Raw genomic sequence first — 16542 nt, 5'->3', positions numbered from 1 at the left:
TGCTCACTGCCACATTCGGCGCATGACCAGCAGGCCGTGGTCTTCGTCGCCGAGGACCGGGGTCGCGTCGACGCGGCGGTCCGGGTCGAAGGCGATGGCGCGCAGGGTGTCGTGGAAGGCGGCCTCGATGATCTCGGCCTCGGTGGGGTCGAAGGAGTCCTCCGCGTAGAAGACCACCGCTTGTACGCCGTCGGCGGGCAGCAGTGCATTGGCGGGGAAGATCATCACCAGCAGCGCGTTGTCGGTGGCGCCGCCGCCTTCGAAGGTGACGAGTTCCAGTTCCGCGCGGGCCAGCAGGCTTTCGAGTTCCTCGCGGCCGGGCGGGTAGGACTGGAAGACGAACATGCTGTCGAACAGTTTGCGCACGCCGGTGGCGCGGATGGCGGAGGTGAGCCGGTACTGGTGGAACTCCATGAGATCAACGCGCCGGCGCTGGATTTCGGCCAGCAGGTCGCGCCAGCTGGCGTCGCCGCGCAGGCCGACCGCGACCGGGATGGTGTTGGCGAAGCAGCCCACGGCATTGTCGACCTCGTCGAGGTCCGCGGGGCGACCGGAGACCACCTCGCCGAATACCGCGGTGTCCGAACCGGTCACGTAGTGCAGCACGTTCGCCCAGGCCAGCTGGCAGACGACGCTGAAGGTGGTGCCGAGTTCGGCGGCCAGGACGGTGAGCCGGTCCACCACCTCCGGATCGATGACCGCGGAGCGGCCGGTGGGCACGCCGCCGCCGTCCGGCACCCGGTTGGGGGCGACCAGGCAGGGCGGTACGCCGTCGAGGTAGCCGGACCAGGCGGCTTCGGTGGCGGCCTCGCGATCCTGGGTGAGGCGCAGGAAGTCGGCAAAGGTGTCCGGATTGCCGAGCGGCGCTGCCGTTCCGTCGCTGAGGTAGGCGGCGAAGATCTCCTGCGGCAGCAGCTGTCCCGACCAGCCGTCGGTGAGCAGGTGATGCGAGGTGAGGACCAGCATGTGCACCGCGCCGGGCAGGTGCACGACGGTGGCGCGGGTGAGCGGGCCGTGGGCGAGGTCGAACTGCTCGCCCTGATCGGCGCGCAGGAAGTCCTGCAGGCGCTCGTCGGCGTCCGGACGGTGCGCCAAGTCGACTTCGCGGACCTCGACATCCACGTGATCGGTGACGATCGCGTAGGGCTGTCCGCCGGTCGAGACCGAGATGGCCACACGCAGATTGGGATAGCGGTTGATCACCGTATCTAGGGCGGCGGTCAGGCGCGGCAGGTCCAGGGCGCCGCGCACGGCGATCATGGTCTGCACGTTGTAGAAATCCTTGCCGCCGGAACCCAGCGCGGTGAAGTACAGACCGGACTGCATGGGCGCGAGCGGGTGCACGTCGGCGAAGGCGCCGTAGAGGGTCTGCCAGCGGTCCAGGTCCAGCTGGGTGACCTCGCTGGCCAGCACATCGCTGGGGGTGAGCTGACGAATCGGGTTGTCGCGCACCGTCTTCGCGAAGTCGCGCAGGCCACCGGCCCAGAGGTCGGCGAGCTCGTGCACCTCCGCGTCGGAGAGCACACCGGCGGGGAAGCGGAACGACGCACGCAGGGTCGCATTGTCGCCATCGGTGACGGTCACGGTGTTCACGTCGAGCACGGCGGCGACCGGCATCGACGGGTCGGCATGACCACCCAGGTAGCCGAATTCCGGTGCCGCATCCCAGGTTTCGGCGGTCTCGGCCACGGCGAAGCGGCCCATGTAGTTGAAGCTCAGCTGCGGCGCGGGGCGGTCCGCGAGAACCGTGCGGCCCTCCTCGTTCAGCCAGCGCAGCAGGCCCCACCCGATACCGGCATCGGGCACGGCCAGCAGCTGCTCCTTGACCGCCTTCACCGCATCCACGATGTCGGCCTGCCCGGCGCGCAGCACGTTCAACGCGACCGGGTAAGCGCTGGTGAACCAGCCGACGGTATTCGCCAGATCGGCTCCGGCGAACAGGGTTTCGACGCGACCGTGCCGCTCCATGGTGAGCTGCACGGCGTCGGCGTCGGCATCCCGCGAGCGGCGGAAGCGGTGCATGGCCACGGCGAGCGCGGCCACCTGGATATCCAGGAAGTCGCAGCCGAACGCCTGCGCGCCGGTGGTCATGAGGAAGCGCGTGTCGTCCGCGTCGAGTTCGGTGGTGACCTCGTGCAGCGTCGCGATGGTGTCCACGGCCGGATCGAAGGCGCGGCTGCCCAGCAGCGGATCCGCGGCCTCGGCGACGGCCTGCCAACGCGGCAGTTCCGCCGCGAGCTCCTCCCCCTGCGCGTAGCGAACCAGGTTGGTATTCCACGTCTTCACCGACGTGCCGGTCTCCGCCTCCAGCGCACCATCCCGCCAGAACTGACGCAGATCATCGTGCAGGATCCGCCACGAAACACCGTCCACCACCAGGTGATGCACGACCAGCAGCAAGCGGCCGATACTCCGATCGGGCGTACGCGCCCACACCGCCGCCACCATGCGGCCTGCCGCGGGATCCAACGATGCACCCGCGGCGTGCAGCTGTTCCTGCAGCAGGTCGGGAATGATCTCCGCCCACTCGGCGTCGTCGATCACCACCTCCGCCACCGGCACCTCGATGCGCGGCTCGTCAGCGGCAGGCACGTAATAGGCCGGCCGCCCGGCCGCAGCAGGAACCTCGAACGCGGCCCGCTCTGTCGCAGCAGCATCCGGAACGGCCTGCGAGATAAGCGGTTCCGGAGCGGACCCGATTCGGGCACGCAGCAGCGGGTGGCGGTCCAGCAGGGCGCGCACGGCGGCGGTGAGTCGTTCCACGGTCGCGTCGGCGGGCGTCACGATGGCGGTGGCCTGGCTGTATCCGGTGTATCCGCCGACCTTTTCGACGAGCATGGCGGCGATCGGGCCGAGGGGGATCCAGCCGGTGTCGGCGCCGGCACCGATGAGGGCGGGGGCGCCGGTGGCGGTGATCGGGGCCGTGGCGGCGGCGATGGCGGCGATGGTGCGGGCGTCGAAGAGGGCGCTGGTGGTGATGGCGAGGCCGCGCTTCTTGAGGGCGGAGGCCATGCGGATGGCGGTGATGGAGTCGCCGCCGAGGGCCAGGAAGTCGTCGTCGGCTGCCAGGTCGATGTCCGCGGTCAGGCCGAGGACCTGGCGGGTCACCTCGGCGACCAGTTGTTCGGGGCCGTCACGCAATTCGCGGCCGCGGCCGGTGCTGCCGCCCAGGTCGGGTTCGGGGAGGGCGCGGCGGTCGAGTTTGCCGTTGGCGGTGAGCGGCAATGCCGCCATGCGGACCAGGGCCGCGGGGATCATGTAGTCGGGCAGGCGTTCCGCCAGGTAGGCGCGGATGCGGCCGGCTACGGCGGTTTCGGAGTCGGTGGCGCACTCCGTGTTCGGTTCGGCCACGTAGTAGGCGACCAGGACCGCGTCATTGCCGCGGGGCAGCGCGACGGCGGCGGCCGAGCCGATGCCGGGCATGCGGCGCAGGGTGGTGCCGATCTCGCCGAGTTCGATGCGGTGGCCGCGGATCTTCACCTGGTCGTCGGCGCGGCCCAGGTATTCGAGGCGGCCGCGCGAATTCCAGCGCACGATATCGCCGGTGCGGTACATGCGGGCGCCGGATTCGGGGGCGAAGGGGCAGGCCACGAAGGTGGCGGCGCTCAGTCCGGAACGGTGGTGGTAGCCCTGGGCGAGCTGGACGCCGCCCAGGTAGAGCTCGCCGGTGACGCCGGGGGGTACCTGGCGCAGCTGCTCGTCGAGGACGAAGACCGACGAATTCGATTCGGGGACACCGATGAGCGCGGAGCGGATCTCGTCGCTGCCCTGGGTGCCGGCGAAGTCCTCGTGGGTGAGGTCCATGGCGGCTTCGGTCGGGCCGTACAGGCCGAGCACCGTGCCGCCGAAGACGCGGCTCGCCTCCTCGACCAGGGCGGGCGGCACGGATTCGCCGCCCAGGTACACGTACCGCATGGACTGCAGCCGGGCCGGGTCGGGACCGGCGTCCAGGAAGGCGCGGGTGACGCTGGGGACCAGGGACAGCTGGGTCACCTGGTGCCGCTCGATGATTCCCGCGAGCGCCTCCACGTCGGCCTGCCACCATTCCGGGTGCGGCAGCACGGTGGTGGAGCCGGTGCAGAGGGCGTTGACGAGCTCGAAGACCGAGACGTCGAAGCCGATGGGAGCCTTCTGCAAGATGCGTTCCACGCCGAAGCCGAGGTAGTCGCGCATCCATTGCACGTGGTTGGCGATGGCGCGGTGGTGGATCACCACGCCCTTCGGACGTCCGGTGGTGCCGGAGGTGTAGAGCAGGTAGGCGGCGTCCAGCGGGTGGATGGGCCGCGCGAGTTCCTCCGGGCGGACCGGGGTTGGGTCGGCGGCGGCGAGCTCGGCCCGCACCGCGTCATCGGCGAGATCCATTACGGGGACGGCGATTCGGGCCGCGAGCCGTCGTTCCGGCGAGACCGAGGTGATCAGCAGCCGCGGGTCGGCATCGCCCAGCATGTACTCGATGCGGTCGAGCGGGTAGCTCGGATCGGCGGGCACGTACACCGCGCCCGCCCGCAGCACGGCGGCGAACACGATGGGCAGCCATTCGCTGCGTTCGGCGTACACGCCGACCCGATCACCATTGCGCACACCGCGTTCCAGCAGCATGCGGGTGAGCCCGTTGACGCGCGCATCGAATTCGGCGTAGGCGAGTTCGGTGTCCTCGAACACCACGGCCACCCGTTCCGGATGATCCTGCGCCGAGGTGCGGATCATGGCGTCGACGGTTTCCGGGGTGATGGCGGGGCGGTCGCCGAAGGACCAGTCGTCGAGGCGGGCACGGTCCGAGGCGGACAGCGTCTCCAGCGAACCGAGAGTGGCGCCGGGCGTGGCGGCGGCGAGCACCTGATCGATGTACTCGTGCAGCCGCTCGATGGTGCCGGCGTCGAAAAGGTCGGTGCGGTAGGTGATCTGGACGTCGGTGCGGTCGTAGTGCATGAAGGTCTCGACCACCAGCGGCAGCAGGGCGCCGCCATTGTCGATGAGCTCCCAGCTGGTGACCGCGCCCGGCAGCTGCGGGCCGTCGATCTTCTGGTGCAGGAACAGCACCATGGTGTCGAAGAGTTTGGAGCCGACGTGGCCGGTGGCCTGGTTAGCGGCGCGGACGATGCCTTCCTGCGGGAAGTGCTTGTGCCGGAACGCCTCCGTGGTGGTCGTGCGCACCTGCGTGACGAGTTCTGCGAAGGTGGCCGCGCCCGCGCCGGTGAAGCGCAGCGGAATCATGTTCGACAGGTTGCCGATCAGTAGTTCCTGACCGGATTCCTCGCGATTGGCCACCGTGGTGCCGACCACGATGTCCCGCTGGCCGGTGGTCTGACGCAGGGCCAGGTAGTAGGCGGCCAGGAATACGGAGAACGGGGTGCTGCGCAGGTCGGTGCTGAGCCGGCGCAGGTTGGCGTCGGCCCGCGCGCCGAGCAGCCGGTCGAAGCGGTCGCCCCGTTCGGTGACGGTGACGGGGCGGCGATCGTAGGGCAGTTGCAGTTCGGGGACTTCGCCGTCGAACTGGCTTGCCCAGAAGTCGCTATCGGCGGTGTGGTCGCCGTCGCGGTAGCGGTCCTGCTCCCACTCGGCGAAGTCGGCGACCTGCAGGCGCAGCGGCTCCACGGTGATGTCGCCGGTTCGCGCCTGGCGGTAGAAGTTCTCCACATCGCGGGACAGGGCGGGGAGGGTCATGCCGTCCCAGGCGATGTGCTGGATGACCACGACCGCTACGAGGCGGTCCGGGCGGGTGCGGGCGAAGGTGACGCGCAGCGACGATTCGGCTGACAGGTCGAAGGTTTCGTGCGCGGCGGCGTGAGTGAGCTCCGCGAGCGCGCGGTCCGCCGCAGCCGCCACATGTTCGGCGACGGAGTCCGCGGTGGCGACCGGATCGCCCTCGGCCGGACCGGTGGTCGTGAGGTCGATATCGGTCAGCCGGGGCGGCAGGTCGTCGTGGATGAGCTGGTAAGGATCGCCCTGCTCGTCATTGTGGTAGGTGGTGCGCAGGACCTCGTGGCGGCGGACCAGGGCGAGGAAGGCGCGGCGCAGGGCGTCCGCATCCACCTCGCCGTCGAAGGTCAGGGCCAGGCACAGGTTGTAGGCGGCGCTGTCGGGTGAAATCTGCTGGTGCGCCCAGACATACCGCTGCCCGAAGGAGAGCGGCGCCCGGGCGGGATCGCGGCGTACCGGGACCGCAGGGGTGGCGGCCAGGCCTTCCCGCGCGAGCCGGGCCAGCATGGCTTCCTGCAGGTCTTCCAGTGATTTCATTGCTGTCGAACCAATCCTTGTCTTCGAGAATCCCGTGCGCTGCGGCGTGTTCCGGCGGCCGGGCCGCTCAGGACACGGCGACCGGTTCGGGCAGTGCGACCTCGGCGAGCTCGAGCAGGATCCGGGCCACCTGATCCAGGCGGTCCGGAGCGGGCTCCCCCGCCAGCAGCGCCGCGCAGATGCCGCGCACCGTGCGGCCCTCCAGCACGCCGGTGACGCCGAAACCCTCCACCGCGAGCAGGCCGCGCAGTTTGGCGGTGAGCGTGGTGGCCAGGATGGAATTGCCGCCCACCTCGAAGAAATCGGTGGTGGCGCCGAGCCTTTCGATGCCGAGCACCTGGGTGGCGATGTACTCGACGGCCGCTTCGAGGGGGGTTTCCGGGGCGGCGTAGGTGTCGCGGGCGGCCTCGTCGCCGGCGGCCACCATGCGGCGGATGGCGGCGCGATCCAGCTTGCCGTTGCCGGTCAGCGGGATGGCGGGCACCAGTTCGAGGATCTCCGGAATCATGTGCGCGGGCAGCAGTTCCCGCAGTCCGGCGAGGATGACGTCGGCAGACGCCGCGCTACGCGCGCCCACGGCGACAGCGCCCGTGGCGGGCGTAGCACCGGCCACGGATTGACCGTGCTCGGACGACCCGCCGGTTCCGACGGCGGCGACCGCGGCCAAGCGGCCCGAATCCGTCACCAGGGCAACGGCTTCCCGGATGCCCGGCTGGGCGGCGAGGGCGGATTCGACCTCGCCGAGTTCCACGCGGAAGCCGCGGATCTTCACCTGGTGGTCGGCGCGGCCCAGGAAGTCCAGGGTGCCGTCGGGCAGGTAGCGGGCCATATCGCCGGTGCGGTACCAGCGGATGTCGTCGACGGTGACGAAGCGGTCGGCGGTGCGGTCGGCATCGCCGCGGTAGCCGTCGGCGACGCTGACGCCGCCGATCCACAGTTCACCCGGCACCCAGTCGGGGCAGTCCTCGCCGCGGGTGTTCACCACGCGGCAGCGGACATTCGCCATCGGGGTGCCGTACGGGACATTGGCCCAGTCGGCCGGGTAAGCGTCGGTGATCTCGCAGACCGTGGAGTGGATGGCGGTTTCGGTGGTGCCGCCCAGGCCCGCGAAACGCACGCCCGGCACCAGCTCGCGGAAACGGTGTCCCTGCTGGGATTTCACGCGGTCTCCACCGGTGATCACCACGCGCACGGTGCGCAGCTGCGCGGCGGACGCGGTGTCCAGCAGCATGGTGATGAGGCCGGGCGCGCAGTTCACCACGGTCACACCGGTTTCCGCGATCAGCCGCGACCAGGCGACGGCATCGCGTTCGATCTCCGCTTCGACCGCGACCACCGCGCCGCCCAGTGACAGCGGGGCGAAGATGTCGAATACCGACAGATCGAACTCGAGCGCGGACAGGCCGATCGTGTGATCGTCGGCGCCCAGTTCGAAGTGCGTGATGATGGCGTCGATGGTGTTCGCCGCCGCGCGGTGGCTCACCTCGACACCCTTCGGCTCGCCGGTGGAGCCGGAGGTGAAGAGCACGTACGCGATCGAATCCGCCGACGGCACCTGGGCGTTGTCCAGGCGCGGGCCTTCCAGAGCATCGGCCAGCAGCAGCGGTGTCACCTGAGCGGGCAGCTCGATCGCGGCATCCACGATGATCACGCGCGCGCCACCGCGTTCGAGAATGCGATTCCGGCGCGCCTGCGGCTGCTCGGTGCTGATCGGCAGATACGTCGCGCCCGCGGCGAGCACGCCGAGTACGGCCGGAATCTGCTTGTGCCCCTTGGGGACCATGACCGCGACGGTGTCGCCGGGCCGCACACCGGCATCCGCCAGCGCCCGCCCGATCGACAAGGCCTGCCCGGCCAGTTCGCCGTAGGTGCTGTGGGCCGCTGCTTCGGCACGCCGGCCGGCGGCTGCCGTGCCGCGACCGTTCGAATCCGCTGCTGCCACACGGCCGTCGCTCGTATCGGCATCCCAGCGCAGCGCGGGGCGATCCGGATTGCGCTGCGCCAGTGCGAAGAACGCCTCGTGCAGGGTCCGGGGGCCGCCCAGTTCCAGGTCGGTCGCATTGACGGCCGCGCGGACCGCGCGCTGGGCGGGCGGCAGGGCGATGGCGAGGTCGGCGTTCCAGTCGGCGTCCGAGGCGACGAGTCCGTCGAGCAGCGTGCGGAATTCGATGAACATGGCTTCGGCCACGCCCTCGGGGAGGGCGTCGCGGCGGATGTCCCAGTTCACCAGCAGGCCGCCGTTCAGCTCGACCACCTGCGCGTCCAGGTCCACCTGCGGGCCCTGGGAGATGATCCACACCGGTTCACCGAAAGCGCGCAGGACGCGCTCGGAGAACAGTTCACCCAGGTCCAGGCCGGAGGTGAACACGACCGACGGGGTGACCGGGGCGCCGCGCAGGCGGCCCAGATCGCGCAGGACGTCCAGGCCCTCGTAGACGGAATGTGCCGCGCAGGTGTGCAGTTCGCGCTGCAGGCGCTTGGCGCGCGACACCATGGATTCGCGTTCGGCGGCGTCGACATCGACGAGCACGGAGTTGGTGAAGTCGCCGACCACCTGATCGACGTCGTCGTGCAGTTGCTCGCGGTTGAACAGCGGCACGTTCAGCAGGAAACGCTGCCGCGCCGACCAGCGGGCAATGGCCTCGGAGAAGACGGTGGCCAGCGCGACGGCGGGGGTGACGCCGTGGCCGTGGGCGGCGCGGTGCAGGCGGGCCTTGGCCTCCGGGTCGAACCAATGGTGCAGGCGGACGCTGGCGCTCGGATCGCGGCGCTCGGATTCGGGCAGGACCGGGAGGGCCGGGATGTCCGGCAGGTCGCCGATGCGGTCGCCCCACCAGCGGCGATCCGCCGAATTATCGGGCGCGGTGCGCTCTTTCGCGTCCAGGTAGGCACGGAAGCCGTAGGCGAGCGGGGCGAGGGTGTCGGCGTCGGCTTCGTAGAGGGTGGCCAGGTCCTCGAGGATGCGGCGGTAGCTCTGGGCGTCGGCGGCCAGCATGTCCACGTCGACGTGCAGGCGATGGCGACCGTCGGCGAGGGCGGACAGGGTGATGTCGATGACCTGCCCGGCGGCGACGTCCATGCGCTGGTGGCTTTTGGCCTGGCGCAGGCGTTCCAGCTCGGCGGTCTCGGAAGCGGCGTCGATCGTGACGGATTCGAAGACCGGGCGCTGCGGTTCGGGCAGGGTCCGCTGGGTGCCGCTTTCGGTGAACTGGGCGCGCAGCTGCTCGTGCCGGCGCACCAGGCGGGTGACCGCGCGGCGCAGGCGCTCGGGTTCCAGGCCGCTGCCGTCGAATTCGACGTACAGGTGGGCGGCGACGCCGCCGAGGGCCTGATCCTGGCGGCGGCCCATCCAGTAGGCGTGCTGCATGGTGGCGAGGCCGAATTCGGCGCCGGCCGGGGCGGATTCGGCGGGGGTGGCGGCCGCGGAGGTGGCGGCCAGGACGGCCGCGGCGCCCGCGGCGGCGGAGGTCTGCTCGGCGTGGCCCGCGCGCAGCAGGGCGGTCCAGGCGGCGAGGGTGGGTTCGAGGGCGAGCTCCGAACTGCGGACCTCGTAGCCGCGCTTACGCCATTTGGCCGACAGCTGCATGAGCATCATGGAGTGCATTCCCAGGCTCACGAGATCGTCGTCGTCACCGATCGATTCGGGGGCGGCGTCCAGCGCGGCCGCCACGATTTCGCGAACCTCAGCAATGTCGAGCATCGAACTCCCTCATCAGCGAACAGTCAGCCGTCATCCCGTGCAGTAGGAAAGGCTTGCCTAACCTTTCTGGGATGGTAGCCCATGCCCACCCGCCGGGTACAGCGGTGTGGTTTGGCTTACCTAAACTGTTCACTTTGCGGCTCTGACAAGCGAATACGCCGACGGGGCCCGGGGGACTGAACGTCCCACGGACCCCGTTGACCGCTCCGCGCGGCGGCTCTGATGCGCGCGATCAACCCACGCGCGACTCCACGGATGCCCTCGAATCGCCGGCCACACCGGCAAGATCGGACGCCACTCCCGCGAATCCCGACAGCACGGCATTCCAGCGCGCCACCCGCGCGTCCACCGCAGCCTCGTCCAGGACGGCCGCGTTCACATCGAACTGCGCCACCAGCGAAGGACCATCCGCTCGCGGCACCACGGCCGTGGTGACATCGACGCTGAACCGCAATGGCAGATCCGGATGCGCCGCCACCCCGAACTCGTCGGTGAACTCGGCCAGCGGCACCGGAGACCAGGGGCCCGAACCGAACTGGAGCACATCGAAGCGGCCCAAATGATTCAGACGCAACTGACCTCGCGCCGCGAACGTCCGATCCGACAGCTCCGGGTGAACTTTCGCCGGCGTCCACGCGCCGGCCTCCGAGGCGGCGACCAGAACCGTTTCCTCGACGGTGAACCAGCCGACACGACGCGAGTCGTCATCGGCGGGCCGGCCGTGGGATTCGCGAGTGATCGCGATCCGCCCGGCCGCATCCGCGATATCGGGGAAAGTCCCGGCGCACGCCAGGATCAGCGCGTCCTCGAGCCCGACCGCCCCCTCCGCACAGCGCGCGAGCAGTTCGGCGGTGCGCTCCGGGCCGAGCTCGGCGACCCGCTGCACCACATTTCCCGCGCGATCGGTGGCCGGATCGGTGAACCGCCCGGCCAGCGGCACGCCCAGCACCTCGGTCCCGGAAGTGATCGCCGCCGAATCGGTCTCGCCGTACGGAGTCTCGTTGAGCGGAGCCTCGCCCTGCGCCATCAGACGCAGGTCGTCCGCCACGATGAGCCAGGACACCACATCCACGGCCAGATGATGAATCGACAGCAGCAGCCGCGGCTGCGGGCCCGGCAAGATCGTGCCGGCCACCATCCGACCGGCCTCCGGATCCAGCCTTGCGACCGTCTCCGCGAGTTGTGCTGCCGGCGAGCCGGTTCCGGACCCGATATGCAGCCAGGACGCGGCGTCCGGTAGCTCCTCGACCAGCAGCGCGGGAACACCGTCGCGGCGCGTTGCCGCCGACGAACTCGTACCCGGTGCCTTGCCGGCGGCCGGGTCCGGTCCAGCGCCCGCCGGATCCGACGCGTCCGCTGCCGGGTCCGATGCTTCGGCGACAGTCGAATTCGATCGGTGCGCCGGCGAGGTGGCGGGGGGCGCGGTCCAGGTCAGGCGGGAACGCAAGGTCGGGTGGGCGGTGGCCAGCGCGGCCAGGCGATCCGCCACTGCCTCCGGTGTCACGTCGGCTGGGAGCGAGATCACTTGGGACTGAGCCAGATACCGGTATTCGCCGTTCGCGATGATCTCGCGGGCGAGGGCGGTCAGCGGCAGGACCGTGCCTGCCGGGGTGACCGGTGCGGCTTCCTCCTCGACGCCGCCCGCAGCGAGTTCGTCCAGGCGGGCTGCGAGTTCACGGAGGTCGCCCGCGGCCAGGACATCTCGGGCGGCGACCCGGAAACCCGCTCCGCGCAAACGGGATACGAGGTCGATGACGCCGATACTGTCGATGCCCAGGTCGACCAGGCTGTCGGTGATGCCTGGGCCGGCTCCGTTCGCTGTGCTCAAGGCCGACAGCACGCCGACGAGGGCGCGTTCGGTGTCGGTGGCGGGTTCGGCGCCGCCCGCTCCGGCCACCGGGGCGGTGAGCAGGGCGGTGGCGGCGTGGACGTCGAGTTTGTCGTTGCGGTTCAACGGGATTTCGGCGACCGGGACGATGCGGGTGGGGACCAGGAAGCGCGGGAGCCGGCGGGCCAGCCCGGCGCGCAGGCGCGGGACCGGGACCTCGCTCACCACGAGCGCACCCAGCCGGGTGCGGCCGTTGTCGGTGTAGGCCAGGACCGCCGCATGCTCGACGCCGTCGAGTTCGCGCAGCACCACGGCCGCCTCGTCGGGTTCGACGCGATAGCCGTTGATCTTCACCTGGCTGTCGATGCGACCCTCGTAGATCACGGTCCCATCGACCGCGCGACGCACGAGATCGCCGGTGCGGTAACGCCTTCCAGCCGGACCCGCCACGAAGGCCGCGGCCGTGGTGCCGGGCCGGCCCAGGTACCCGAGCGCCAACTGCGGACCCGAGAGGTACAGCTCCCCCAGCCCGCCCGGCGGCACCGGCCGCAGCCGATGATCCAGCACCTCGGCGGTCATCCCGTCGAAGGTGCGGCCGATGGTAGGCGAAACATGATCGTGCACATCGGCCATCAACGCCTCCACGGTGGCCTCGGTAGGCCCGTAGAAGTTGATGACCCGAGTCTCCGGCAGTCGCTGCAACCGCTTCCACGTATCCGGATCGATGGCTTCACCACCGAGCGCCAGCACCGCCAGCGCACAATGCTCGACACCATCCCGCTCGCTGAACAACCCGAACGCGATGAGCCGCGCCAACATCGACGGCGAGGTATCGAAGATATCGATCCCCTGCCCACTGATGGCCGCCGCGATCTGCTCCGCATCCGTCCGCGCCTGCTCCCCCAGCATCACCACGGTATGCCCACTGAGCAACGCCACGGTCGGCTGCCAAGCCGCATCGAACCCCGTCGACCACCCGTGCCCGATCCGCAACTGCCGCCCGACCCGCTCGGCCGCCGGCGCAAAGATCCGCCGCTCATGGTTCGCCCAATGATTGAGCAACGCCCGATGCGGCACCACAACACCTTTCGGGCGACCGGTGGTGCCGGAGGTGAAGATGACATAGAACGGCGTATCGGGTGTCGCCGCCGCCGTTACGGCCGGAGCAATGCGCGCGCCCGAACCGGGCTGCGCCACTTCACCATTCGCGCTGCCAATCAGCGCTGCGGTGTCGCCCGCGGACGACAGGTCGTCCGCACCGAAACCGAGGAGGTGGAGCGCGCCGTCGCCGGTGGTGACACCGTGCACGCATTCCACGCCCTGCGCGCGGACCTGCACCAGCACGTCCGTCAGGGCCTCATCACCGAGCACCAGGCGGGCGCCGGAGGTTTCCAGCAGGTAGGCCAGGCGATCCGCCGGGGTGCCGGGATCCACGTGGACGCACAGGCCACCGGCGTGGGCGATGGCGAAGGGCGCGTGCAGTACTCGGCGATCGCGCGGCAGCACCACGGCCACCGCGTCACCCGCTCGCAGTCCGCTCTCCCGGAGCTGGGTGGCCAAGGTACGGACTGCGGTGGCGAACTCGGCGAAGGTCTGTTCGCCCGCTGCGTCGACGACCGCGACCGCGTCGCCCGCTCGAGCAGCGGCCGCGAGTAGTACATCGGATACCAGGCCGCCGTCGGAGGCGCCTGTCTCGGGTGCAGCTGTGCCGGTAATCGGCTGCGGCACCGGGGAAGTCAGTTCGGCGGGCTCGTCGTCCAGGAGGAGGCTGATATCCGCTGTGTTGGTGACTGCGACGATGCGCTCGACTACGGCGAGCATGCGGTGGGCCAGGCGGGCGGGGTCGAAGCGGGTTGTCAGGTCGGGGCGGACTTCTACGCGGGTGATGAGTTCGCCGTGTTCGACTACCGGGACTACTGCGATGGGGTAGTGGCTCGGGGAGTCGACTCGGCGGGGTCGGAGGCGGGCGCCGCGGCCCATGGGCATATCGGCGGTGACGGCGCCCATCGGGGTGTTCTCGAAGACGAGGAGGGTGTCGAAGAGTTGGTTGCCGCCGGTGCGGCGGGTGATGTCGGCGATGCCCAGGTATTCGTGGGAGCGGAGGTGGGCGACTTCGCGTTGCAGGGCCGCGCCGATTTCGGCGGGGGCGCGCCGGTCCAGGCGCACTCGCACGGGGATGGTGGTGACCAAGGCGCCGACCAGGCGATCGGCATCCGGCAGGGAGGCGTCACGGCCGGAGGTGGTCTGGCCGAACACCACGTCGTCGCGGCCGGTGAAGCCGGAAAGGATACGGGCCCAGGCCATTTGGAGGACCGTGTTCAGGGTGAGGCCGTGGCTGCGCGCCCAGGCCGTCACCTGCTCGGTGGCCGCGCGATCCAGGCGGGCTTCGCCGAGCGCCGGGATGTCGGCGGGCGCGGGGGCGGCGAGCATGGCCATGGGGGCGAGGTCGGCCAAGGCCTGCTGCCACACCCGGATCGAGGCCTCGGTGTCGCGGGCCGCCAGCCAGGCGGCGTGGGCGCGCAGGGGCGGGGCGGGCGGCAGGGTCGCGGCCGTATCCGAGTGCAGGGCAATGAGATCCGCGAAGAGCAGCGGGATGGACCAGCCGTCGATGATGATGTGGTGCGCGGTGCACACGAGTTCGTAGGCGTGCTCGCCGACGCGGGCGGCGAGGACTCGGAACAGGGGGCCGCCGTCCAGGTCCAGGCGGCGACGGCCTTCATCCCAATACAGTTGCCGCGCGGCCGCATCCGGGTCCGCTGCCGAACGCAGGTCCAGCTCCCGCCAGCCGATCCGGCCGGCGGTGGTCATGACCAGCACCGGGTGCGGCAGGCCGTCGGTCAGCACCGCGCCGCCCAGGTGCGGGTACCGCTCCAGCAGGCCGTCGAATGCCGCACGCAGCGTGGACAAGTCGGTCAGATCCTCGATGCGCACCGAGAACGTGACCAGGTAGGGATCCACCTCGCCGGACATGGCGCTGACCGAGTACAGGCCGCGCTGCAGCGGGGACAGCGCGACGACGTCGAGAATCTCCACGCTCACCGGCCGGCGAGCTTCCCGGCCAGGGCGGCCAGCGCGGCCGCGTCGAGTCCGGAGGCCGCCAGCGGGGCCACCTCGGCGGCCGGGGCGGCGGGGGCCGCGGTGTCGGCGCCGGTCAGGTTGGCGGCCATCTCGTGCACGGCCGGGAATTCGAAGACCTGCTGCACATCCAGGATGTGACCGCGTTCGGCGAGCACGGTGACGAACCGCAGCGCGGCCACACTGTCGCCGCCGAGCGCGAAGAAGTTGTCCTCGCGGCCGATCTCATCGTCCTCGTCGAGTTCGAGGATCTCGCGCAGCGCATCGGCGATGGCCTGCTCGGCCGGGGTCTGCGGCGGGCCGCCGAGACCGGAGATGGCCAGCGGATCCAGCGCGAGATCATCCTCGTCCGCGGTGAACCAGTCGCACGGCCGCACCGGAATCTCGGTGCCGGACGCCACATCGGGCGCCGCGGACCAGGATTCGGCGGTCTCCCGCAGCTGCCGCGCGAACTCCTCGGCGGAGTGGCGGCGCGAAAGCTCTTCAGCGAGATCGACGGTCACGGTCCAGCCCTCCGGGCCGACCACCGCGTCGACGACCAGGTCGACACCGTGCGGACGGGCCGCGGCACGAGCAACCTCGCGCACGCCGCCGGCACCCGCGATACCGCCGCGCACGATCTCGCGCACGACACCGTCACCGGCAGCGGCGAATTCGAGGACGGCGGGGCGCACCGAGAGCAGGACCTGGAAGAGGCCGCCCTTGGCTGCGCCGCCCGGGCCGCGCAGCTGGTGCGTCAGGCGTTCGATGCGGGTCGAGGCATGGGCGCGGGCCTCGTCCAGGAGGTTCACGGCATCGGTGATGAGTTGCCACGGGGTGCCGCCACGTGGCGAATCCACGCGCGCCACCAGGTAGTTGGCGAAGTTGCCGAGGACGTCGGCGGCGCCCGCGGGCCGGGCGGGGTCGGCGAGACCGATCGGAATATCCGACGGGGCGCCGAGTTCCCGCAGGGTGTCGGCGACCAGGGCGGTGAGGACCGCATCCGGCTCGGACGGCAGGGCGGCTAGGGCGGCGGCCGGGAGCTGCAGCACGGCGCGGGCGCTGCGCGGAGTCTGCGGGCGCTCACGCAGAGGCAGCAACTGGTCGGGCAGACCGGCCAGGCGCTGCTTCCAGTAGGCCAGCGAATCATCCTCGGCAGCCAGCAGTTTCATCTGCGCGGCAGCGAAATCCCGGTACTGCGCGACCGGCTCGACCGGTGCCGCGCCGAACAGCCGCGCCACCAGCAGGTCCAGGGTGCGATCGTCGGCGGCGACCGGATGCACGGCGATGGACAGCACCGCCCGATCGGTCAACCGGTACAGCCGCATCCGGATCGGCAGCTCCCGCGCCAGGTCGAAGCGGTGACCGGCATCGGCCATGAGCGCCGCGGGCAGCGCGAGGGCCTCGATCGCGACCGTCTCGACGGCCGTGTCCGGCGCGGTCTCGACCCGCTGGTACGGCACCCGGCGGTCATCCGGGTAGACCGTGCACAGGATCTCGTGCCCGGCCAGCAGCGCGGCCGACCGCTCGACCACGCCGTCCGCCAGTCCGGCCGGGAACTCCAGAGCCACATACACATTGGCGGCGACCGTGCGCGCCAGTCGCTCGGGCAGCAGGGCAGCCTGCTGCGCGGGCGACAAGGGCGCGCCGCGCTCGGCGGACCGCGCAGCGGCGCCGTCGGCGCGGGCGGAGGCGGGCGCGGCGGAGGTATCGAGGGTCATGA

4 protein-coding genes are annotated in these 16542 nt (G+C 70.7%); all 4 read right to left on the bottom strand.

What is annotated here, in order from left to right:
- Positions 1–3: 3 nt before the first annotated feature.
- The 4 genes from ACH438_RS17680 to ACH438_RS17665 all read right to left on the bottom strand — a co-directional run bounded on the left by ACH438_RS17680 (position 4) and on the right by ACH438_RS17665 (position 16540).
- Positions 4–6237, bottom strand: a complete 6234-nt coding sequence (locus ACH438_RS17680) for an amino acid adenylation domain-containing protein (RefSeq protein ID WP_397006354.1) — start codon at positions 6235–6237, stop codon at positions 4–6.
- A 67-nt stretch (positions 6238–6304) separates the two neighbouring features.
- On the bottom strand, positions 6305–9937 hold the full coding sequence (locus tag ACH438_RS17675) for an amino acid adenylation domain-containing protein (protein WP_397006352.1): 3633 nt from the start codon (positions 9935–9937) through the stop codon (positions 6305–6307).
- Between the two features lie 232 nt (positions 9938–10169).
- Complete coding sequence (locus ACH438_RS17670) at positions 10170–14804, bottom strand: AMP-binding protein (RefSeq protein WP_397006350.1); 4635 nt, start codon at positions 14802–14804, stop codon at positions 10170–10172.
- Positions 14801–16540 (bottom strand): condensation domain-containing protein, encoded by a 1740-nt coding sequence (locus tag ACH438_RS17665; RefSeq protein ID WP_397006348.1) that lies wholly within the window; start codon positions 16538–16540, stop codon positions 14801–14803. Before ACH438_RS17665 ends, ACH438_RS17670 begins: the two co-directional genes overlap by 4 nt.
- Positions 16541–16542 lie beyond the last annotated feature (2 nt).

Origin of the sequence: Nocardia sp. NPDC020380 (assembly GCF_044386975.1) — a bacterium.
Taxonomy (GTDB): domain Bacteria; phylum Actinomycetota; class Actinomycetes; order Mycobacteriales; family Mycobacteriaceae; genus Nocardia.
Note: the sequence above shows the minus strand (reverse complement) of the source record. Positions and strands in the feature narration are given on the sequence as shown.

Excerpts from the sequence above, each read along its gene's own strand:
- ACH438_RS17680 (WP_397006354.1), bottom strand. The coding sequence starts at position 6,237 with ATGAAATCACTGGAAGACCTGCAGGAAGCCATGCTGGCCCGGCTCGCG.
- ACH438_RS17675 (WP_397006352.1), bottom strand. The coding sequence starts at position 9,937 with ATGCTCGACATTGCTGAGGTTCGCGAAATCGTGGCGGCCGCGCTGGAC.
- ACH438_RS17665 (WP_397006348.1), bottom strand. The coding sequence starts at position 16,540 with ATGACCCTCGATACCTCCGCCGCGCCCGCCTCCGCCCGCGCCGACGGC.